We start from the raw sequence: 19,593 nt of genomic DNA on the forward strand, positions 1-19,593 counted from the left end.
GAATGCTTCCCCCTAAAAAAGCCTTAATTTTGCAGTCTGAAAAACAATTTCATGATTTTATCTTTCTTTAAAAAAATTCAAAATACACCTAGAGGATATCGTATTGCTAATACAGTCTTTTTCTTTCTTTCTGGTTTTGGATATTCTTCATGGGTATCGAGAATTCCACATATTCAAGCCCAATTGCATTTATCAGAAGCTCAATTTGGAGCTGTTTTATTTGCCTTTCCAATCGGATTAATGCTGACAATGCCATTTACAGGAAAGCTTTTAAATAAATATAGCAGTCGTTATATTATGCTGTTGGGAGCAATTATGTTTAATATTGTATTGTCTCTGCCTGGATTAGTCGCTTTTGTCTGGCAGTTGGTAATTGTGCTTTTAATTTTTGGTGCTTCTCGTAATATTTTCAATTTATCGATTAATGCACAATCGCTTGAAGTACAGAAATTATATCCAAAATCGATTATTACTCGTTTTCATGCGGTTTGGAGTATTGCCGTTTTTTCAGGAGCTGGTTTGGGGTATGTTATGGTAACGCAGAAAATTGCACCCTCTCATCACTTATTAGGAGTGAGTGTTTTTATGCTGGCACTGACAGCTTGTTTTTATCCAATGAGTATTCATAATGAACCAGTACCAGTCAAAAAGAAATTCTTTTCGATGCCGGAAAAAAACTTGGTTAAGTTTGCCTTGATTTGTTTTGTTTCTATGGCCTGCGAAAATACGATGTACGATTGGAGTGGTATTTATTTTGAAAATATTTTAAAAGCTTCTCCAAAATTAACCAGTGCTGCTTTTGTATTTTTTGCTTCGGCAGTTACCTTGGGACGTATATTTGGAGATTATGGTGTAATGAAGTTTGGAACTAAAAAAATCCTTCTTTATAGCGGAATCTTAATTACCGTCGGTTTCGGAATTTGTTTTATTCTGCCTTACGCTTATCCTACTATTTTCGGATATGTACTAATCGGATTTGGAGTTTCTTGTGTAGTTCCTTTAGTGTTTAGTATTGCCGGAAGATCATCAAAATTAAGCAGTGGTTCTGCCTTGACTTCTATTTCTACAATTGGTTACCTAGGTTTTTTATTAGTACCGCCAATGGTTGGGTTTATTTCTGAATATTTAAGTATGAAATGGGCCTTTTTAATTATGGCAGTCTTAGGTATACTTATGATTTTTATGGTGAATAAGATTGGGGAGAATGAGTGATTTTTAAGGTTCTGAGATGCTGAGATGCTGAGTTGCTAAGTTTTTTTGCCACTAAGGCGTAAAGTTTTTTAAGATTAAGTTCCATTAGGAACGAATTATTTTGTAGCAACGGATTTCAATCCGTTGAAATCAATTTGTAAAAAGCTAATAGTTCCGTAGGAACGATTCATATTAATATTTTTGTTCGCTATCAGGCTCATCGCTTTTTCATGACAAATCGTTCTGTATTGGGTTTGCCTTTTTTCAAACCAGAGATTTCTGCGATTAATGAATCTTTTGCGACAAGATTGTAAATGATTTTGTTTGGATAATCGTGTTTTGGATTTTCAAAAACGATTTGATTTTCGCTTGCTGAGGTCATTTCGAAACTTACAGGTAATTCTTGATTCTGCCCAGGAACGGTTACGATGTAAGAGAGTTTTCCGTTGGCTTCTTCTAATCGAACATGTTCAGCAAAAACAATATCATTTTGACCAACAACAAAATAGGATTCACCACGATAAACGGAATCATTTTCTTTTTTCCATCGTTCGGTAAGTTCTCCTTCGGCCGATTTATTTCCCCATTCCCCAATAAACCACTCTGCTTTGGCAAGATTTGGATATGTTTTTACTGGAGCTTCGGTTTTGATTTCTTTTTTACAAGAAGATAAAACTACAATAGTAAAGATTGTGGAAAATAGAATACCTTTTGTTTTCATGATTTGTTTATTTAAAAAAATATAAAGGTAATTTAAATATTTGTTTTTTAGGTTGTTGTATTGGTTTTGGATGATTTCTAACTCAATATTTACAATTCTATTCCATATAAATTAACCGAACCTACGGCTCTTTAAAAAACTAGAATAATCTCGTTATAACCGGATTAAAATCCGGCCCTACAAAATAGGTAGAACCGATGGTTCTTTTTTTGTATTTAAAATTCCGTAGGAATGAATTATTTTGTAGCAACGGATTTCAATCCGTTTAAGAATAGACGTACGGGGAATCCAAAGTTCCGTAGGAACGGTATATGTTAATTTTGTTTATTGTAAGGATTGACAATTTTGGTCTATATGAGATTTTATTCGTTTTTTGAATTCTAAAGGCAATTGTAATTTTACAGAACAAAAATCTTCAACTGTAAATTGTTGTGTTTCTTCATTAAAGAGAATTGCTTTTGAAGAAATATAGTCACTGTTATAATACCATACATTTGCATTGTTGTCTACATATAACATCCAATAATGATACGGACTAAAAGTTTCGTCTAAGGATTGTTGAAAAAGGATTTTGGATTTTGAGTTCCTTATAGCAAATAGTAATGATCCGTCTTTTAATTCTTTTATTAATATATTTCTGTTTTTACTAGGAATAGTATAGATTCCCGCTTCATATAAAAAGCCCGATTTGATATTTTTGAGTATTAATTCATCGTTTTTACAAGATATAAGAATCATGAATAGTAACGGAAAGACTAAATAGATAAATGTTTTTTTTCTCATTTTAGATCTTTTACTTTTTACAACGACAACTTATTTACTTTTTCGTCATCACAAACTTCTCCGAACTCGGTTTCCCGTTCAAATTCCCTGAAATCTCAGCTGTCAAAGTATTATTAGCGCCTTTTGTATAAGTGATTTTTTGAGGATAATCGTGTTTAGCATTTTCAAAAACTAATTGTTTATCCGATTCAGAAGTCGCAGGAAAGGAAACAGGTTTATCGTTATTCTGTCCTTTTACGGTTGCTTTGTAAGTTAATGTTTCGCCAAGCTGTGCTAGGATAATAGTTTCAAAATGAAGTGTATCTTTTCCTTTTATAAAATAAGAAGAAGCACTAAAAGTACTGTCATTTAGTTTTTGCCAGTTTTCACTTAGAACACCTTCTGGAGAAGTATTTTCCCAGTTGCCAATAAGCCAATCTGCGATTTTGATTTTATCTTTTTCTACAGATTCTTTTTTCTGGCAGGAAACGAAAGCAATGATAAGTGCAATAAGAGTAATTTTCTGAAACATATTTTGTAAGGTTTTGATTGTACTAATGTATGAAAAAAATGGTTGCCACGAATTCACGAATTTATTTTTGAAAATTGGTGCGATGTATTGTTTCTAAACGCACGAAATTAAATTTGAAACATTTTTTGCCACTCCAGATCGCTATCGAGATAAGCTGATTAAAACAATTTTTAGCAAAGATTTATATAATTAAAATTGAGATTTGATTTTCCAAACTTGTGAAAATAAAAACAATGATATTTCGTGTAATTAAAGACAAAAATAGATTAAAGAATAATTCGTGAATTCGTGGCTAAAAAAAAAAGTTTAAACGCTTTCCTTCAAAATAGAATACACCAATTCCTTGGTAGGTTTTTGATTTTGAAGTTTGGCTCTTACTTCATCAAAAGTAACTTTAAAATCACAGCCCGATTTGTATTCTGCACAGCCGTAAGCTGTTTTGCCTTTTAAAATAGTTCCTTTATTACATTTTGGACATACTAAAGAATCTGAAGTTTCTTCTTTTACAGCTGTTTTAGGTGCTGTTTTCTTAGGTTCTAACTTGAGTCTGTAGTTTTCTTCAAAACGAATCAAACCTTCAACTGCTCCCGTATCTGTTTTAAAACCTTTAATATTTACTGTTGAACCTTTTTGAAGCAATCTTAAATACTGCGGTTCTGTAATTTTTTTATCGTGAAAGACATAAGGAAGTACAAAGTCACAACCCGATTTATACTCGCTGCAACCAAAAGCTGATTTTCCTTTTATAAAATTTCCTTTCTGGCATTTCGGACAGGTTTCTGCCAAAATTCCGCCTGAAGCTTTCTTTTTCTCTGTTTTAACTACAGGTTTCTGAACTGATGCTGCATACGAAATATTGGCGCGAGTAGTCTCGCTTCGAACTTCGTAGACCAAAGCTTCCACCATTTTTTTCATGTTCCGAATAAAAGCAGCAGCGGTAAAAGTACCTTTTTCAATGTCTTTTAACTGTTTTTCCCAAGACCCCGTAAGTTCAGCCGATTTGATCAATTCATTTTGAATCGTATCAATTAGCTGAATTCCTGCTATAGTGGGTAAAATCTGTTTTTTATTACGAACAATATACTGGCGTTTAAAAAGCGTTTCGATAATGTTAGCACGAGTTGACGGACGACCAATTCCGTTTTCTTTCATCAATTCACGTAAATCCTCGTCATCGACTTGTTTTCCTGCCGTTTCCATTGCCCTAAGCAAAGTAGCTTCGGTATAATAATTAGGTGGCTTGGTTTCTTTTTGAAGAAATGAAGGTTCATGCGGCCCTTTTTCGCCAACAACAAAACTCGGTAATAAATCGGGTTCTTTTTCCTTCGCATTCGGATCTTCAAAAACGACTCTAAAACCTTTTTTCAGGATTTCTTTTCCGGTGGCTTTAAAAGTTACATCGGCTGCTTTTCCTATCACTGTCGTATTGGCAACAAGACAGTCATCATAAAAAACAGCAATAAAACGTTTTACGATAATATCATAAACCTGCTGCTGATTATGAGGCAGATTGATTTCAATTCCTGTTGGAATAATCGCGTGGTGATCGGTTACTTTTTTGTCGTTGAAAACCTTTGGCGATTTTTTGATTTTTTTGCCTAAAAGCGGTTCTGTCAAATGAGAATAATTGGTCAGTTTTTGCAGAATTCCTGGTACTTTTGGATAAATATCTCCAGGTAAGAAAGTCGTATCAACTCTTGGATACGTGATGGCTTTCTGCTCATATAAAGTCTGTGCAATTTTAAGTGTCTCTTCTGCCGAGAATCCAAACTTTTGATTGCAATAAACCTGTAAACCTGTTAAATCAAATAGTTTAGGAGCATATTCGTTTCCGTTTTTTTTATCTACAGAAACAATTTCGAAATCACTTTCTTTAACTTTTTCAGCCAGAATTTCTCCGTCTTCTTTTTTTAAAAAGCGGCCTTCTTCGTAGCTAAAAAGTGTTTCTCTGTACAGAGTCTGCAATTCCCAATACGGTTGAGGTTTAAAGTTTTCAATTTCTTTAAATCTTTCTACAACCATTGCGAGCGTTGGTGTCTGCACGCGTCCAATAGACAAAACCTGTTTGTAACCGCCGTGTTTTACGGTGTACAAACGAGTAGCGTTCATTCCTAAAAGCCAATCACCGATTGCTCTAGAAAATCCGGCATAGAATAAATTATCGTAGTTTTCAGAAGGTTTCAGATTGTCAAAACCTTCTTTAATAGCTTCGGTAGTAAGTGACGAAATCCATAAACGTTTGATTTCGCCTTTATAGTGCGCTTCGTTCATTACCCAGCGCTGGATCAATTCTCCTTCCTGCCCGGCATCCCCGCAATTAATGACCATTTCGGCTTTTTCGAAAAGGGTTTTTATGATTTTAAACTGTTTTTGGATTCCGGAATTCTGAACTACTTTAGTCTCGAATTTTTCAGGAAGCATAGGAAGGTTATTCAAATCCCAGCTTTTCCAGTGCGGTTTGTAATCGTTGGGTTCTTTTAAGGTGCATAAATGCCCAAAAGTGTAGGTCACGGCATAACCGTTGCCTTCATAATATCCGTCATGTTTGGTATTGGCGCCCAAAACGGATGCTATTTCGCGTGCTACACTTGGTTTCTCAGCAATACAGACCTTCATTTTTTCCTTTTCTTATTGAGGAGCGAAGTTAGGATTTTTATGAGAAAGTTGCTAAGGTTCTGAGGCGCTAAGATGCTAAGTTTTTTCATTTCTTAGTAAAATTAGGTTTCTACGGAGTTGTTGAGTTTAATTTGTCAAGAAGCGAAAAAATATAAGATAATTGCTTCAAAATGTTGATTTTTAAAGGATTAAAATAAGTATATTCGTTTAACCAAAATCGATTAAAATGAGTGTAAGACAAGCATCTACGATAAATGAGGTTATTCAGATATTGGATGAAATCATTGAAACCTCAAAATTGGAGCAAAGTCCAGTTGGTTTATTTGCCATGTTATATCGTGAAGTCACAGTAAGAATAAAACAGGGAATTGCAGACGGTTCTTTTCAAAACGGAGAACGAATGGAAAAACTGGATGTTATTTTTGCCAATCGTTACATTGAAGCTTATTATTTGTATAAAGCCAAAGAAAAACCTTCGGAATGCTGGGCGTTTTCTTTTGAACAGGCCGAAAAATTCTGGCCTATTGTAATACAGCATTTACTGCTCGGAATGAATGCACATATTAATCTGGATTTGGGAATCGCAGCTGCGCAGGTGAGTACAGCCCAAAATATTGGAGACTTAAAAGCCGATTTTGACAAGATAAATTCCATACTCAGCAGTTTGGTAAAAGGTGTAGAAAAATGCTTAATCAAAATCTGGCCAACTCTTACTGTTTTACTAAAATTAGCGGGTAAAGCCGATAATTTCTTTATTGATTTTAGTATGGAAACCGCTAGAAACGGCGCTTGGCAATTTGCAAATGAATTTGTCATGCTTCCCGAAAATCAAACACAAACTTGCATATTGGAAAGAGATAAGAGAATTACAGGAATTGCACGTTTAGTTTCAAATCCAGGATATTATGTTAGCGCTATTTTCAAGTTCATTCGGTTATTTGAAAAAGGAACTGTTGCTCAAAAAATAATCGATTTGCGAATTATGGAAGAAAATATTATGAAGTGTGTTACGGTTTAGAAACCAGAATCAGTCAAAATGCCATTTCGTTGGGAAAGTTAACTTAAATTCTGGGTTTTTGATGGACAGTTCGGTGCATTTTTTTTCAAATCCGGTTTTATTGAACGGCCCAAAGATAGGTTTATCCTGAAAACCGCTTTCTGTCCTTTCGATAATGTAATAATTGATTACATTTCGATTTATTTTATCAGTTGCGTTTTCTGCAAGCGGATGCTGTTTCGAATAAATATACTTCGAATCATAGCCAACAGCAAAAACATAAGCGGGAACTAAAATTTCTCCTTTTTTTAAAGATCTGGATTCGTAAATATCAATCCACAGTGTTTCATAATCGTCTACAATGGCATCACTGCCGTAATCATATAAACCAAAACAAGATGATAATAAAATGGATACTAAGACTATAAAAATGATTTTTTTCATGAGTTTAAATTCTCTTTTTCAGTTTAATTAGAAGATTTAAAAACAGATTTGGGCAATTATTTATACAGTATTATTTTTTTATATTTTAAAAATATCAATTCTCTTCATCCAAAAAAGTCCAGATTCTAAAAATTGTAGTTTGGTTTGAACCACTTTATCGCTTTTGTCTCTAGGATTTTTGGTTACAAATCGTGCAGTAGAATTATTAAAATCTAACGTATATTTTTCATTCAGATCTTCTTTTTTGTCCGATGAAAAAGTAATTAGATTATCTTTTGCAGTCCATTTTCCTTTTCCGTATTTGTTACTTTCTGGCGGGATGCCACCTTGAATTTTGGAATACGAATGAAATTCAAATGTTCCATCTTGATTTAAAGTTAGTTTGTATTCGATTATATGTTTTCTTTCAGAATCTGAAAGTGAACGTGTGTAATCGCCCGCAACCGAATTGGATTGAGCAGCTGCTGTTATGAGATTGAAAATTAGAAGTAAAGCGGTTAATATAAGTTTCATTGGTTTTATTTTTTGGTCTTTTTAAAGCTTTTCAAAAGTAACTTCTTTAGAATCAATATCCTTACGTAAAACCGTATTTATTAAATTTTAATTAAAAGTCTGTATTGAATTCATGTTAAAAAACTAAAGACCTGTGTCTTGGTGGGAATAATCTTAATTTTTAGCTAAATTTAATTTTTACTAAAAGAATTGATGTATCTTGCCAAAAGATTACAATTATTACAATAATGGAAACTGCCAATTTATTTTTAGTAAACAGCTGTTTGATGTGCTTAATGTACACCTTATTGTATTTGCATGACGATGCTTTCTTAAAAAGCTCAAAAGACTTTATTTCTTTTGCCCTGTCAAAACTCTAGACAGGGATTCTACCATTTACAGTTCGTTTTATTTTTTAATTTTCAATTTTCATTCAGGATCAGGTATCATTGAATTAGATTAGGACTGCGAGATATTCAGTGATGAGTTGTATATCATAATTCGGTGAAAAGTGAAGCAAACAAGAAAGTCATGTCACAAAATATTATTTTAACTACAGGAACATACGATTTAATTAAAGATCACGTAAGAAGAAAAAAAGTAACCCCGCACGAAGAAGAACTTTTATTGAGTGAGCTAAAACATGCTACACAGGTATTACGAAGAAATCTGCCAGAAAACATCGTTTCAGTAAACCGAAAAGTAACTTATAAAGACCATGTGAAAAACGAAGAAAAAACAATTCTTTTGGTTGGTCCCGAAAAAGTAAAAGTAAGCAAAAACAAAATTTCTGTTCTTTCGGATGAAGGTATTGCAATGATTGGTTACAAAGTAGGCGATGTTGTAGAATGGCCGGCAAAAAAAGGTAATTTGAAACTCGAAATTTTAAAGGTAGAAGTAGAGGCTTAATAGTGTTTTGTTTTTAGTTTAAGTTTAATGAAACATCCCAAAAAGAGATTTTCTTTTTGGGATGTTTAACATTAAAGTATTTAAATATCGACTTAAAATACTAGAGAGCTTATTAATATTTTTTCCATTCAAAACTTTTAAAACCACTTTCTATAGACCATTTTTTCCATACTTCTTGTAGAATCTCGTTATCTCTTAACCCTTTAGGATATTTATAAGTTGCTAGTTTATCATCTTTATCGCGTTCATGGGTTTCAGATATATGTAGATTAATGTATTTGTTCTTATTGCTTTTCTGAGATGGAAGTCCTAAAGAATTGTTTTTAATGAGTGTTTTTGATATATCAATTTTGTTAATTGTAGAAAACTGCCTCACTTTTTCAATCTCTGAATTGCTAAAATAGAATTGACTATTTTCTTTTTTATTTTTGTATTCTAAATAGCCATCTGTAAAAACATAGATATGATTTTCATATTTTATAGATATTGTATCTAATCCATTAACTAGGATTGTGTCTTTTTTTATAATAGATTCATTCTCAATTTTTTCAATTAAAAGACTTATTAAATCTAATCCATCATTTCTTGTGTTTTCATATTTATTTTTTATCATGTTTTCAAAAAGCACTAATTTCTCTTTCAGCCCCTTATTTTTAAACCTGCCTGTAGAGTTTATAAAGGATTGCTTTTCTTCTAGGTTTTTATATTCTTCAAGATCGATAGATGTAATTGTTTTTTCTGAAAACGGAGAAAATGAAATAGATGATTTATCTCCTATTTTTTCTCCAGGTTTTACACAATTGTTCTTGAAAAACTGAATTATTTTATGAATTTCATCCAAGTCCTTTGCTTGTTTGTTATCTATTCTGCTAGACATATCTGATATAATTACAATGTTTTGGTATGTCAAGGATCTATTTTGAGACTCAGGTGTACATCCAATTAATAATGGTGTTACACAACAAAAGATTAAAAAAAACTTCATTTTAGGAATTAAATTAAATTAATATTTGTTCTATTTCTCTAACTCGAACTGCTACTTCATCTGTGGCATAATACTTTGGAAGATGTTCTATAAAACCTGATTTATAGGCAGTAATGATACTGTCAAAGATTACATCAGTAAAAATTTTGCCACTTGTTATTTTTGTATTAAACTCATCAAATATGATTTTAGTTTTTTTCTGCAAATCAGCATATTTATTATCGATTTGATTTTCGTAATTATTAATTTCAGTTTCTAGATTTAAAATTTTAGAATTGTTTTCATTTACTAAAGTTTCATTTTCCTTAATTCTGTTGCTTAATGATTCTTTTAATATATTTAACTCCAGCATTTCTTCATCCAGAAATTGGATGTTTTTGTTTTTTTCAGCATCAACCATTTCTGGCTTAGATTTTTTATAAGCCTTGACTACATAATCAACTAAAAAATGAGTTAGAATTAAAGGGAACATTCCAAATGTAAAAATTAAGTAGAACTCACCATGTTTTACAACTTCCCAAATCTGCATAGTAGATTTTTGTCCAGCCAATAAAGATTTTATTTCGTCAGTATTGATTGCCACCATGCTTGAGACCACGACATCAAATATTAATAATCCAACCCAGAACATCAAATTATTTAAGAGTTTGTTTTCGCTTCCAAGAATTTTTAGATTTGATAATAATACAGGTATTAAAAAGAAAAGAGCTGCTATAATACCGAATAGAGTTCCTTGTTGTTTAAAAATGTTTATAATAGCATTTGCATCAACTAGTTGAGGAATTCCCGGATTTATTCCCGCTTGCAAAGACGTCATTATGGCATTTCCCTCAAAAAAAACTTTATAAATTGCAGACGCAAAAAATATTGATAGATAAAAGACGAAAACTCCTAAAGCGATTAAAATCAGAACAGTTCCAATTGTCCAAAACTTTTTTATTACAAAAGACTGTTCTAAAGATCTTCTTTCTAATTTGTTTTTTTCAATTTCTTTATTGATTTGAAGTAAACCTTTTTCTCCTGTGCTTTGATTTCCGGACTCAATAATAGATTTCTCTTTTTTTAATTCAGAAATTTTATCTTTAATTTGTCTTGTTTCTAAGTCACTATTCCTTTTTTCAATTGTTATTTTTTCCTGTTTTTCAGTTTCTAAATTTGTTTTCATGCTTTCAAAAGCGTTAGAAATATTAGAAATTAAAATGTTCTTTTTACTGCCTAAACTTTCATCAGTTGCATAAGTTTTAATTTCTTCTTTTATATGGTCATATTCCGTTCTGAAAATTTCAATATTACCGTTATTATCTTTTGATTTTTCATAGCCTTTTTTTTTGTATTCTTCAGTATTAATTTGAGCTGCAGAATAAACAAGATTATGTAATTGCTGTGAAAAAGCTTCAATAATGTTTATAGGTTGAGGCTGTTCTGTTTTAACTTCTTGAGATGTAATACTGGAAGATGAAGTTGTATTCACCCCAATGTTGTGATCAATATTATATCTTAGACGCTCGAATTCTGATAAAAATTGAGAATAAATTCTAAAGTCATCTGAAACCTGAACATTTTCAACATTATTAAAGCTTGCATTTATCGAGTAATTGTATGAACCATTAATTGTGAGTCTGTTATCGATAAGGCAAAATTTATGATGCATTATTCCTCGTGTATCTCCTGTTTCGAAAGCATGGACATTAATACCAGCTCCTTTAAGCATTAATTTAACAGTTTCATTTTGAACATTTGAAGAAAGAATAATATCAATAGTTAGGTCTCTATTTTTTGCCTCGATAATAGCCATTGCAATATCTCTATCAGTAAACCAAGCCATTGCAATGTAGATAAGTTGTTTCGCGTTGTTTATTTCAGAAATAATCCTTTGCTTAATTTCTGTTCCGTTTGTTATAAGATCGTTCATGATTATGTGATATTTGTTTTGGTGAATTTGATTTGTTCTTACTTAATGATATTGAGAATTTCTTATTCAAAACTAAGGGCTTTACAATCAGTGGTTTTACGGAAATCCGTAAATAAGGGAAATAAGTACGGTTTTCCTTTTTTTAGAGCAGCAAAAAAAAAGTGTAAAAGCTTTTAGGCTTTTACACTTTTTAAGATGTTATATTTTAAATAACGATTCTAATTATTAATCATTGGATTCAAATTCTCATCTTTATTTCTCAAATCCAGTCCGCCTTCATAAACTGATTTTAAATTGGTCAAATAAAAATGCCAGCCGTTGGAACAGCCCAGTCTGATGTGTTTTTTAGACGAATCGTCTGTTGGAATATTATGATGACGAAGTTCGACTATCGTATAACCATTTGTTTCGCTTAATTTTTATCTACCAGACAATTTCCTTCAAAAGTAAACTGCAAATAATCTTTCCCATTTGTGGCAGTAATTTTTCCTTTCATGGCATCATCGTATAAATACCAAAGCCATTCGTACGAACCATTTTCTGTAACGTTTTTGTCTTTGTCAATAGGTTCTTGATTAGCATCAAAAAAAGAAACCTTTTCCAGAAACCATTTTTCCAGTTCATTCGCAATTGTCCAAGCGTTATAAATATCGCTGATTTTAGCTTTAACCGCTATTTTTTTGGTAAAAGAAGTCCAGTCGAAGTTTTCCATGGTTTACTTTTTTTTAATTGTTTGTATAAGACAGATGTTTCCAGTTTCCAGTTTGCCCTCCACCAAAAAATATTCCATCTGTATCTGATTCCTCCTAATTCCCAATTAACATCAAATTTAGCATCATCATTTTTGCGATAAGGTGGCAGTGTAATTTTGCAATGAAGCATCGACGGATTATCAGCAACTGTTTTTAAATAATCAGCATCAAGATTACTTTTTAGAAAATATTGGATTTCAATTATAGTTTGTTCTTTTTCAGCTTTATAAATATATAAATTGATGTCATAAATCAAATCATAAATTTCTTTAAGATCTGTAATTGCTTCAGTAAAATTTTTAGGTATTTTATTTTCGTTGAGTTTATTTCTATTGATTCGCTGAGTAAAAAAGTTTTCGCCTTCTATTTCCGAAATATTAGATAAAATAAATACTAAATTGTTCGAAATAGTATTCCAACATTTTAGCCTTGCCAATTCGAGTAATTGGGTTGTAAGATTTTTTATTTTTTCTTCAATGCTACTTTTCATTTCGTCTGAATTTAAGATACTTAGAAAATGTTATTGTAACCCAGCAGATTTCCAATCGAAATATAGGTAAAAACCAAACCAATAATGATTAAAAAAATAAGACCACAGCCGTTAGAATTATCTTTTAGAATAAATTTTTCAGGGTTCTTTGGATCATAAATTATTTTTATTGGTTTATCTATATTTCCTCGATAAGATCTAAATTTATCTAAATCTGAAGAGGTATGAAAAGTAGGTTTTCCTGTAATTATTGTTTCTTCAGCAGTTTGAAACTCAATAATTGGTGTTTTATATCCTTCTTCGTCTGATTCATAAGACACAATTTTCCCTGTAATTCCTATTCCGTTTTTGCTAATGTTATTTAAGAAAAAAATGCTATTAACCGCATATACTATTGCAAGCAAACCCATCATTAAGCAGCAGATTACAGGTTTATAAAACATAAAGAAGACAAAAAATATAACAAATGGTATCCCATATTTTTTATTAAAGTCCATTTAGAGTCTGGTTTTATTTAGGTTTTGAATTGGTCTTTTTACTAAACTTTAAATGAATTCTTAGATTTGGATTTTGTGTTTTTTAAGTATCATTCGAATTTAAGGCATATAGTTTCTAAATATACAATTTCCAGTTTTTATCAGCCTGAAATCCATGTTCAGGTTCAGCATGTTGTTTTATTGGTTTTCCCGCTTTTAGCAATGGAGAAAAAAGTTTTAATTGTTTTGCTTTTAAATATTCCGATTTATTTTTTTTCTTTTCATTATCCCAAGGTACATTTTCGCAGACTATACACACTTTATCCGTAACCGCAATAATACCGCAAACTTCACAAGGTTGTAGACTTTGCATAAATGTCTTAACATAATTAAAATCAAAAGAAGCAAATTTTGAAGGCACATTCTGGATAAACTCATACCAGCCTATATTGCTATTTTTTAAAACAATTTGTTTGTTTGAAATTTCAATAATTACTTCCTTTTTATTCTGAGAAAAATAAATATTCTGTATCTCATTCCAGTCAAAAGCTTTTGGTTTGCTTCCAAAAGGCTTATCTACAATAAATCCGTTTTGGGTTAGTTCGATCTCCGTTAATTCAGAAGTTAACTTTTTATAAAACACATTTTGAGTTAGGAAAGTGATCATAGAATGCTTTTAAAGTTTTATGTACTTTTAAGTTTCTGATTTTTAAATTTATGGTTTAAGAAACAAAACTAAATCCATAATAAACGGCTTCAAATACCGTTAGCGAAATGATCCATTTTAATTCCTCAGGATCAGTTGTATTCAGTGATAGTATTAGATTGGTAGGCGGCGGAAGATCGCGAAAAACCATTTCAGATTTCCATTCATCTCGTTTGCGATAACGTCTATGTCCAATGAATTTTCTATCGGAGTTTTTGAGTATCTCTGCAGCTTTTCCAAATCTAAAGTCTACAGTAAAACTAGGTTGGGACGTTTTTCGGTTACATCTTCCAATTTTATTGTTTGAGGCATCTAGAATATCAAAGTGTTTCACTATTTTTCCTAGATACACATCATTAAAAAAGAATATCTTTTCCTCATTTTTAAACTCACAATAGATTTTAAAATCCGTAGAACTTGCCAGTATTCTGCTGTTGACAAAAATTCCCCTATCTATTCTTTGGAATGCAATGATGGGTATTCCTTCATTCGAATTAATAACACCAGTTAATTTATTTGTAAAGCTTCTTACGAACGAATAGTCCATACCATTTGTGACATTTTGTAAAGAATTGTTTTTCCAGCTTGTAATATCTTTTTTTAAAGCACTTACTTTTTCTTCCATTTGTACTTTTTCATTCCTTAAAAATTCAGGCGATTTTTTGGTATACTGATGTCCAACAACAAGGACTAAAACTATAAATAGAGCAAAAAGCATCATAGGAGGAAATTGTAATCTGTTTGAAATTAATCTTAAAAAGACGTCTGACTTTTAGCCAAATATAAATTAAAAACGCATTATAATTTCTTCAGATAAATAATATTTTTCTGAGCCTTAATTTTAAAATAATCCATAAAAAGTTAGAAGATTTTTGATGAGTCTTCGACTTACAAGAAAGGTAAAACCACAAATCCCGATACATTTATGTAATTTATTAGCACTTTTTGGATAATGAGGAATAAAAAAATTGACGCCATAATTTGATTAACGCGGTATAGAATATTCCCAAAAGAAAGAATAGTAAGAAGAATAAAAGAAAAAAATCCCATTCGATTTTTCTTTGGAATAAATTTATTACACTTAAAATTCCACTATAAAATATTGAAAATACAAGGCCATTCAATAGGATTAGTATAAAATTATTTTTATTTTGTTTAAGAAGAAAATTGCCAATGACTACTTGATAAAAAATAGAAAATAAGATAAGAATGAAAACGTATGTCAAATAGGTTGTATTGCTAAGCTGATAAGTTTCGCAAATCAACCCAGGTTCAGAAAAAAAAGTTTGATTAATAAAAAAGTACCCAATAACAAGGAAAGATATAATTGTTATAGGGAAAATTGTGTCGAATACAATTTTAGGGATTTTCATGGATTTTCTTTAATGCCCTTCTTTAATTTATATTCTCGTTTGTTACTTTTCGGATTAAGGTCAACAAATTCATACTCTTCAAAATCTGCGAAACGGCTTTTAAAGAAATCGCCCGCTTTTTCTAAAGACCAGTTTTTAGGATAATAAAAACCATCAAATGCTACATTTTGAAGATTTAGTTTAAAATCATATCTAAATTCGTCGTCTCCAACATAAGTCAAAGCGATTTTTCCAGACCAGTCAATATCAAATTGGTTTAGAGCTGTGGGAGTAATTGTAATGCGATGATTGGCACAGCTGTCGTGTCCTAATAAATAAATCCCGAATGCAACATCGTCATAATCATAATCGTCATCAAGCGGAAAAGGGTCTGCCAGTAAAACGTCTTTTATAAGATCATTAAAAACGACTTTTTCAGATGGTGTGCTGATTTGAATTCCGTTATCGCCCCAAAAAGTTGAAGACATCGTACAGCGATGAAAATTTTCCCAGACAACTTTAGAATCCCAGTCGCTATCAACATCCTCATCCTCTTCTTCGTCGTTAAGTTTGGTGTCATCTTCTGCGTAATAATTTTCTGTTTTTAAATGAAAATCAAACCAAATAGATTCGTCTTCTTCAATTCTGCCGCTCCATTCAAATTCTTCTAATGCGTGACCGTTTGGATACGGATTTTCTAAAAAATAGATTCTGTTGGGTGTATTCATGTCTTTTGGATTTTCTAAAGACTAAAGATAGAAACAAAACGTATTCTTACAAATTTTTCTGATATTCTGTTTGTTATTTTGCTGTTTGGTATTTGTATTAGGTAAAAAAAGCGCAAAGTCAAAGACATTTGCGCAACTGTTTAATTGAATATTTTATTTTTTTGGAATCTACTTATGGAGTAATTTTAACATAAGAAATATTAGTTCGCCCATCGGCATTATCTTGTAATGACATGGATGATGTTGATGCCAAAGCATTTTCAACTCCTAAATAAATGGTTTGACTGCCGCTTGGAACAGTATAAATATAAGTTCCTGAATAATTTCCTCCAGTACCCGCAAAAAAAGAAGAGGACAGTGAGCATGCCAATAAAATTTCAGAATTAGGCAGTTTACTTGCCACTGTTCCAGATTTAGAAAGATAGCCTATTCCCCAAGTTGAATAATAGGAAAGAGTAGTTGAAGGCATAGTAGTGAATTGTGCTCTGATTGTATAGGTTATCAAATATGTGCCTGGCATAGGAAGGGTAATCGAAACTAAATTAGGTTTAGCCGTGCCATTTGGAAGAACAAGTGAAGTTCCAAGACTTGCACTTCCCGTAGAAGCAATAAACGCATTACCATTAACCGTAACCACATTCCCGGACGAATCAACACCAAGTGTAGCGCCGGCTGAAATTGGAGTTGCAGCATTTAGATTTGTAAATTTTAATCCTGAGGTATTTGTTGTAGAACTATTTATTTCAAGTTTCGTTGTAGGTGCTGATGTCCCGATTCCGATATTTCCATCAGAAGTAACTCGCATTTTTTCAGTGCCATTTGTTTGGATTGGCAAGTCGAAAGTATCATTAGTTCCTATAGATTTTAAAGATCCGTTGTTATTTCCATCCTGTAGCCAGGTGTTATCAGCAGAAGCAACACGGACCCATTTTGTCCCGTCATTAAAATATTCTCCAGGAATAACGGCAGTAGCTCCAAATCCTGCTGTAGCCGTATTCCAGACGTGCATACCCGCTACATTTGTAGTTAATGGTAAAGAGCTGTTTGTTGCCGTCAATTCTACTTTTGGCAATAATAAACCCTTTTCGCTAGTTCCATCTGTTCTGTTTAAATCTAAAACCGCATCTTTGTTTGGGTTATTGGTTGGCATACCAACTTGTGCATTTGCATAAGTTAGGCTAAGCCCTAAGCATAGCAGGGCTAATTTAAAAGACATTTTCATTTTCTTTTCTTTATTTAGTTTGTTTTTATTTTTTAATGTTTCCACAAATTGTAGTATTGGAAATAAACTTAAAAGGGCAGGATGCAGGGAATTGCAAATGAAAATTGTAATTTTAAATATCCATTTACTCAGCTATTGTGGTATTGCTGTGTTAATTTTTAATGGAATTGTTTTGGAAAGTTTATTTTTACAAAACAGTTGCAAAGCAAGTAAAAGATTACAAAGTGTAGAACTAAATAACCTTGTATCCTACCAAGAGATTTTGTTTTTTACCAAGTAGCTTTTCATATTACGAATTTTAAATACCTTTGATCAATGAATACAACAGCAAAAACAAGACATATCGGACGTAATATTAACCGTATTAGAGAACTAAAAGGCATGAAACAGGAAGCCTTGGCACTCGCCATTGGTGTAAGTCAGCAAACGATTTCTAACTTGGAAGCAAGTGAAACCATAGAAGAGGAAAAATTGCTTGAAATTGCCAAAGCGCTCGAAGTCACTGTTGAAGCCATTAAAAATTTTTCGGAAGAAAACGTGATCAATTATTTTAATACTTTTAATGAAGCTGTAAATAATGGTCATTTTGGGAATAACAATAATTGTACCTTCAATCCTTTAGATAAAGTAGTGGAACTTTACGAGCGTTTGATTCAGGCGGAGAAGGAGAAGAATGAGTATTTGGAAAAGCTATTGGGAGGGAAGTAGTTCCTTTTTTGATATAATATGAAAATGGGCAGAAGATGTTTAAATCTTTTGCCCATTTTTTTGTTCTTTGATTTTTCCGTTTGCTGGCGCGAGCGTCTCGCTCGTGCTCGCAAAGATTTAGATTGTGTTCACGAGCGAGACGCTCGCGCCAGCGGGGGGATAGTTTCAGATTTGCTTAAAGTCAGTATTATTCTGCTTAATACTGAAACCAAAAGTTTTTCTAGTTTTACAAAAGACGAAAATATTATTGTAATGACTTTACTTGAAATCGTCTAGCTAGCGCGAGCGTCACGCTCGTGCCTATGATTTTGCTCACGAGCGGGACGCTCGCGTCAGCGAGGGAGAGAACTGCGTATTTAGTTGTCTTCTATACTGTTTGTTTTGATCTTATTACGTTCGGAGTATTTAAAACTATTCAACATTATTACATCTTGATGCGGATAATCTATGATATCATTGTCTACATTTGGAAATCTAGCGATAATTACAAATTTTCTTTTTCGATCATATTTTATAAAATTCTGTATATCTTCAAGAATTAAATTGTTTTGAAAGGTTCCTTTTATGAATTCGTACCTACCTTCTTTATAAAAATAGAAAGAATAATTTGTCTCACTTTCTTTGACGATTGAAAATATTAACTCTTGATCTGGTAGCCAATTTTTCCATTCTTTCAAAAATATATAAGCTTTTGTACCGATACTTGGTGACGGAAAATATAAACCTAAGACGGAGTGACCAATATTGTAATTTTCAGTGTTATAAACAGAAACTCCATTCCAACTATGAATATATTCATCAACTAAATTTTGATTAAATTTTACATTATTCATGATGTGGTTTTAATTTGATTACTGTAAATATATAAATTATATTATTAAAGATTTCATACAGGTATTCTCGATATAAAATTAGTCACTCCCTGTAACATTAAATCAACTTGTTCTTTTGTATATTGATCATAAAGTCCATGAGCAGCTTTATTTCTTAAATCTAGCCAAGTAGTTATACTCTTCTGATCAAGCTTATTATACAAGTCTGAAGATGCTAGTTCTGAATTAAGTAAATCAGCTTTCTTAGGTGTCATTTTTTCATCTTTTGTTACTTCAACAGGAATTTCCTGTTTATGACATAATTGTCTTAAATGCTCTTCTAAAACGCTTCCTGTCATTACAGCTGCTGCATCCTTAAATCCTTTTTTTAGTAAATACTCTGCCATTTCTAAAAAGTCTGAAAATATTTCTGCGGATACCAAACCTTTTATTGTGAAAATCCAATCGCCATCAATTTCGTTTTTAGCAGCTTTTAAAATTCCACGTCCTTCTTCGGTATCAGATTTGTAAGTGTCTTTTACTTTTTTCTCAAACTCTTTGTAAAATATATGAGTGATTCCAAATGTTTTATCTAAAAATGAAAGAGCTGATGAGCGAAATTCTTGAAATAATTCATTGTTAACTATTTCTCCATCAAACTGACTGTATCTTGTAGTAGAAATTACGTTATCAGCTAAAGCTATAAGTTCGTTAATTCTAATTTTTAGTTTTGCTACGTCCATTTGTTTAAATTACTAGGTTTACTTTAGATTTTTAATAATAAAA

At 31.8% G+C, this 19,593-nt stretch carries 22 protein-coding genes; 5 read left to right on the top strand and 17 right to left on the bottom strand.

Annotated features, from left to right (window positions below; translation table 11 throughout):
- Positions 1 to 51: 51 nt before the first annotated feature.
- Positions 52 to 1,212 carry an MFS transporter gene (locus P2W65_RS12380; RefSeq protein WP_289665913.1) on the top strand — a complete coding sequence of 387 codons (1,161 nt, stop codon included), beginning with the start codon at positions 52 to 54 and terminating at the stop codon, positions 1,210 to 1,212.
- A 196-nt stretch (positions 1,213 to 1,408) separates the two neighbouring features.
- On the opposite strand, the gene P2W65_RS12385 is transcribed toward P2W65_RS12380, so the two are convergent.
- From P2W65_RS12385 to P2W65_RS12400, 4 genes are all read right to left on the bottom strand, one after another.
- Positions 1,409 to 1,912 (bottom strand): DUF6265 family protein, encoded by a 504-nt coding sequence (locus tag P2W65_RS12385; RefSeq protein ID WP_289665915.1) that lies wholly within the window; start codon positions 1,910 to 1,912, stop codon positions 1,409 to 1,411.
- Between the two features lie 324 nt (positions 1,913 to 2,236).
- Positions 2,237 to 2,695 carry a hypothetical protein gene (locus P2W65_RS12390; protein ID WP_289665917.1) on the bottom strand — a complete coding sequence of 153 codons (459 nt, stop codon included), beginning with the start codon at positions 2,693 to 2,695 and terminating at the stop codon, positions 2,237 to 2,239.
- A 34-nt stretch (positions 2,696 to 2,729) separates the two neighbouring features.
- A complete protein-coding gene (locus P2W65_RS12395; RefSeq protein ID WP_289665919.1) occupies positions 2,730 to 3,206 on the bottom strand; it encodes a DUF6265 family protein in 477 nt (158 codons plus the stop codon).
- Between the two features lie 306 nt (positions 3,207 to 3,512).
- Complete coding sequence (locus P2W65_RS12400; RefSeq protein ID WP_289665921.1) at positions 3,513 to 5,822, bottom strand: type IA DNA topoisomerase; 2,310 nt, start codon at positions 5,820 to 5,822, stop codon at positions 3,513 to 3,515.
- 226 nt (positions 5,823 to 6,048) lie between these two features.
- On the opposite strand from P2W65_RS12400, the gene P2W65_RS12405 reads away from it, so the two are divergent.
- Positions 6,049 to 6,840, top strand: coding sequence for a DUF5995 family protein (locus P2W65_RS12405; protein WP_289665922.1), 792 nt, complete (start codon positions 6,049 to 6,051; stop codon positions 6,838 to 6,840).
- A gap of 9 nt (positions 6,841 to 6,849) precedes the next feature.
- On the opposite strand, the gene P2W65_RS12410 is transcribed toward P2W65_RS12405, so the two are convergent.
- On the bottom strand, positions 6,850 to 7,263 hold the full coding sequence (locus P2W65_RS12410) for a DUF3997 domain-containing protein (RefSeq protein ID WP_289665923.1): 414 nt from the start codon (positions 7,261 to 7,263) through the stop codon (positions 6,850 to 6,852).
- 78 nt (positions 7,264 to 7,341) lie between these two features.
- The gene (locus tag P2W65_RS12415) at positions 7,342 to 7,776 is read right to left on the bottom strand and encodes a copper resistance protein NlpE N-terminal domain-containing protein (RefSeq protein WP_289665924.1); all 435 of its coding nucleotides are present in this window, start codon (positions 7,774 to 7,776) and stop codon (positions 7,342 to 7,344) included.
- 510 nt (positions 7,777 to 8,286) lie between these two features.
- On the opposite strand from P2W65_RS12415, the gene P2W65_RS12420 reads away from it, so the two are divergent.
- Entirely contained in the window at positions 8,287 to 8,664 is a 378-nt protein-coding gene (locus P2W65_RS12420) for a GreA/GreB family elongation factor (RefSeq protein ID WP_289665926.1), read from the top strand.
- A 112-nt stretch (positions 8,665 to 8,776) separates the two neighbouring features.
- On the opposite strand, the gene P2W65_RS12425 is transcribed toward P2W65_RS12420, so the two are convergent.
- From P2W65_RS12425 to P2W65_RS12465, 9 genes are all read right to left on the bottom strand, one after another.
- Positions 8,777 to 9,541, bottom strand: a complete 765-nt coding sequence (locus P2W65_RS12425; RefSeq protein ID WP_289665928.1) for a hypothetical protein — start codon at positions 9,539 to 9,541, stop codon at positions 8,777 to 8,779.
- 121 nt (positions 9,542 to 9,662) lie between these two features.
- Positions 9,663 to 11,561, bottom strand: coding sequence for a phospholipase D-like domain-containing protein (locus tag P2W65_RS12430; RefSeq protein ID WP_289665930.1), 1,899 nt, complete (start codon positions 11,559 to 11,561; stop codon positions 9,663 to 9,665).
- A 412-nt stretch (positions 11,562 to 11,973) separates the two neighbouring features.
- Entirely contained in the window at positions 11,974 to 12,273 is a 300-nt protein-coding gene (locus P2W65_RS12435) for a hypothetical protein (protein ID WP_289665932.1), read from the bottom strand.
- Positions 12,234 to 12,803, bottom strand: a complete 570-nt coding sequence (locus P2W65_RS12440; RefSeq protein ID WP_289665934.1) for a hypothetical protein — start codon at positions 12,801 to 12,803, stop codon at positions 12,234 to 12,236. Before P2W65_RS12440 ends, P2W65_RS12435 begins: the two co-directional genes overlap by 40 nt.
- Before the next feature lie 20 nt (positions 12,804 to 12,823).
- Positions 12,824 to 13,300, bottom strand: coding sequence for a DUF3592 domain-containing protein (locus tag P2W65_RS12445; protein ID WP_289665936.1), 477 nt, complete (start codon positions 13,298 to 13,300; stop codon positions 12,824 to 12,826).
- Positions 13,301 to 13,415: 115 nt separating this feature from the next.
- On the bottom strand, positions 13,416 to 13,946 hold the full coding sequence (locus P2W65_RS12450; protein ID WP_289665938.1) for a hypothetical protein: 531 nt from the start codon (positions 13,944 to 13,946) through the stop codon (positions 13,416 to 13,418).
- 55 nt (positions 13,947 to 14,001) lie between these two features.
- The gene (locus P2W65_RS12455; RefSeq protein WP_289665940.1) at positions 14,002 to 14,706 is read right to left on the bottom strand and encodes a hypothetical protein; all 705 of its coding nucleotides are present in this window, start codon (positions 14,704 to 14,706) and stop codon (positions 14,002 to 14,004) included.
- A gap of 648 nt (positions 14,707 to 15,354) precedes the next feature.
- Entirely contained in the window at positions 15,355 to 16,065 is a 711-nt protein-coding gene (locus P2W65_RS12460) for a hypothetical protein (RefSeq protein WP_289665942.1), read from the bottom strand.
- A 172-nt stretch (positions 16,066 to 16,237) separates the two neighbouring features.
- Positions 16,238 to 17,332, bottom strand: coding sequence for a phage tail-like protein (locus tag P2W65_RS12465; RefSeq protein ID WP_289665943.1), 1,095 nt, complete (start codon positions 17,330 to 17,332; stop codon positions 16,238 to 16,240).
- 270 nt (positions 17,333 to 17,602) lie between these two features.
- On the opposite strand from P2W65_RS12465, the gene P2W65_RS12470 reads away from it, so the two are divergent.
- Both P2W65_RS12470 and P2W65_RS12475 read left to right on the top strand, forming a co-directional pair.
- The gene (locus tag P2W65_RS12470; protein WP_289665945.1) at positions 17,603 to 17,995 is read left to right on the top strand and encodes a helix-turn-helix transcriptional regulator; all 393 of its coding nucleotides are present in this window, start codon (positions 17,603 to 17,605) and stop codon (positions 17,993 to 17,995) included.
- An 18-nt stretch (positions 17,996 to 18,013) separates the two neighbouring features.
- The gene (locus P2W65_RS12475; RefSeq protein ID WP_289665947.1) at positions 18,014 to 18,271 is read left to right on the top strand and encodes a hypothetical protein; all 258 of its coding nucleotides are present in this window, start codon (positions 18,014 to 18,016) and stop codon (positions 18,269 to 18,271) included.
- Positions 18,272 to 18,351: 80 nt separating this feature from the next.
- On the opposite strand, the gene P2W65_RS12480 is transcribed toward P2W65_RS12475, so the two are convergent.
- Together P2W65_RS12480 and P2W65_RS12485 are read right to left on the bottom strand one after the other, a co-directional pair.
- Positions 18,352 to 18,828, bottom strand: coding sequence for a hypothetical protein (locus tag P2W65_RS12480; RefSeq protein ID WP_289665948.1), 477 nt, complete (start codon positions 18,826 to 18,828; stop codon positions 18,352 to 18,354).
- Between the two features lie 53 nt (positions 18,829 to 18,881).
- Entirely contained in the window at positions 18,882 to 19,550 is a 669-nt protein-coding gene (locus P2W65_RS12485; RefSeq protein ID WP_289665950.1) for a hypothetical protein, read from the bottom strand.
- Between the last annotated feature and the right edge of the window lie 43 nt (positions 19,551 to 19,593).

The organism is Flavobacterium panacagri (genome assembly GCF_030378165.1).
GTDB lineage: Bacteria > Bacteroidota > Bacteroidia > Flavobacteriales > Flavobacteriaceae > Flavobacterium > Flavobacterium panacagri.

Excerpts from the sequence above, each read along its gene's own strand:
- P2W65_RS12380 (WP_289665913.1), top strand. The coding sequence starts at position 52 with ATGATTTTATCTTTCTTTAAAAAAATTCAAAATACACCTAGAGGATAT.
- P2W65_RS12385 (WP_289665915.1), bottom strand. The coding sequence starts at position 1,912 with ATGAAAACAAAAGGTATTCTATTTTCCACAATCTTTACTATTGTAGTT.
- P2W65_RS12390 (WP_289665917.1), bottom strand. The coding sequence starts at position 2,695 with ATGAGAAAAAAAACATTTATCTATTTAGTCTTTCCGTTACTATTCATG.
- P2W65_RS12395 (WP_289665919.1), bottom strand. The coding sequence starts at position 3,206 with ATGTTTCAGAAAATTACTCTTATTGCACTTATCATTGCTTTCGTTTCC.
- P2W65_RS12400 (WP_289665921.1), bottom strand. The coding sequence starts at position 5,822 with ATGAAGGTCTGTATTGCTGAGAAACCAAGTGTAGCACGCGAAATAGCA.
- P2W65_RS12405 (WP_289665922.1), top strand. The coding sequence starts at position 6,049 with ATGAGTGTAAGACAAGCATCTACGATAAATGAGGTTATTCAGATATTG.
- P2W65_RS12410 (WP_289665923.1), bottom strand. The coding sequence starts at position 7,263 with ATGAAAAAAATCATTTTTATAGTCTTAGTATCCATTTTATTATCATCT.
- P2W65_RS12415 (WP_289665924.1), bottom strand. The coding sequence starts at position 7,776 with ATGAAACTTATATTAACCGCTTTACTTCTAATTTTCAATCTCATAACA.
- P2W65_RS12420 (WP_289665926.1), top strand. The coding sequence starts at position 8,287 with ATGTCACAAAATATTATTTTAACTACAGGAACATACGATTTAATTAAA.
- P2W65_RS12425 (WP_289665928.1), bottom strand. The coding sequence starts at position 9,541 with ATGTCTAGCAGAATAGATAACAAACAAGCAAAGGACTTGGATGAAATT.
- P2W65_RS12430 (WP_289665930.1), bottom strand. The coding sequence starts at position 11,561 with ATGAACGATCTTATAACAAACGGAACAGAAATTAAGCAAAGGATTATT.
- P2W65_RS12435 (WP_289665932.1), bottom strand. The coding sequence starts at position 12,273 with ATGGAAAACTTCGACTGGACTTCTTTTACCAAAAAAATAGCGGTTAAA.
- P2W65_RS12440 (WP_289665934.1), bottom strand. The coding sequence starts at position 12,803 with ATGAAAAGTAGCATTGAAGAAAAAATAAAAAATCTTACAACCCAATTA.
- P2W65_RS12445 (WP_289665936.1), bottom strand. The coding sequence starts at position 13,300 with ATGGACTTTAATAAAAAATATGGGATACCATTTGTTATATTTTTTGTC.
- P2W65_RS12450 (WP_289665938.1), bottom strand. The coding sequence starts at position 13,946 with ATGATCACTTTCCTAACTCAAAATGTGTTTTATAAAAAGTTAACTTCT.
- P2W65_RS12455 (WP_289665940.1), bottom strand. The coding sequence starts at position 14,706 with ATGATGCTTTTTGCTCTATTTATAGTTTTAGTCCTTGTTGTTGGACAT.
- P2W65_RS12460 (WP_289665942.1), bottom strand. The coding sequence starts at position 16,065 with ATGAATACACCCAACAGAATCTATTTTTTAGAAAATCCGTATCCAAAC.
- P2W65_RS12470 (WP_289665945.1), top strand. The coding sequence starts at position 17,603 with ATGAATACAACAGCAAAAACAAGACATATCGGACGTAATATTAACCGT.
- P2W65_RS12475 (WP_289665947.1), top strand. The coding sequence starts at position 18,014 with ATGAAAATGGGCAGAAGATGTTTAAATCTTTTGCCCATTTTTTTGTTC.
- P2W65_RS12480 (WP_289665948.1), bottom strand. The coding sequence starts at position 18,828 with ATGAATAATGTAAAATTTAATCAAAATTTAGTTGATGAATATATTCAT.
- P2W65_RS12485 (WP_289665950.1), bottom strand. The coding sequence starts at position 19,550 with ATGGACGTAGCAAAACTAAAAATTAGAATTAACGAACTTATAGCTTTA.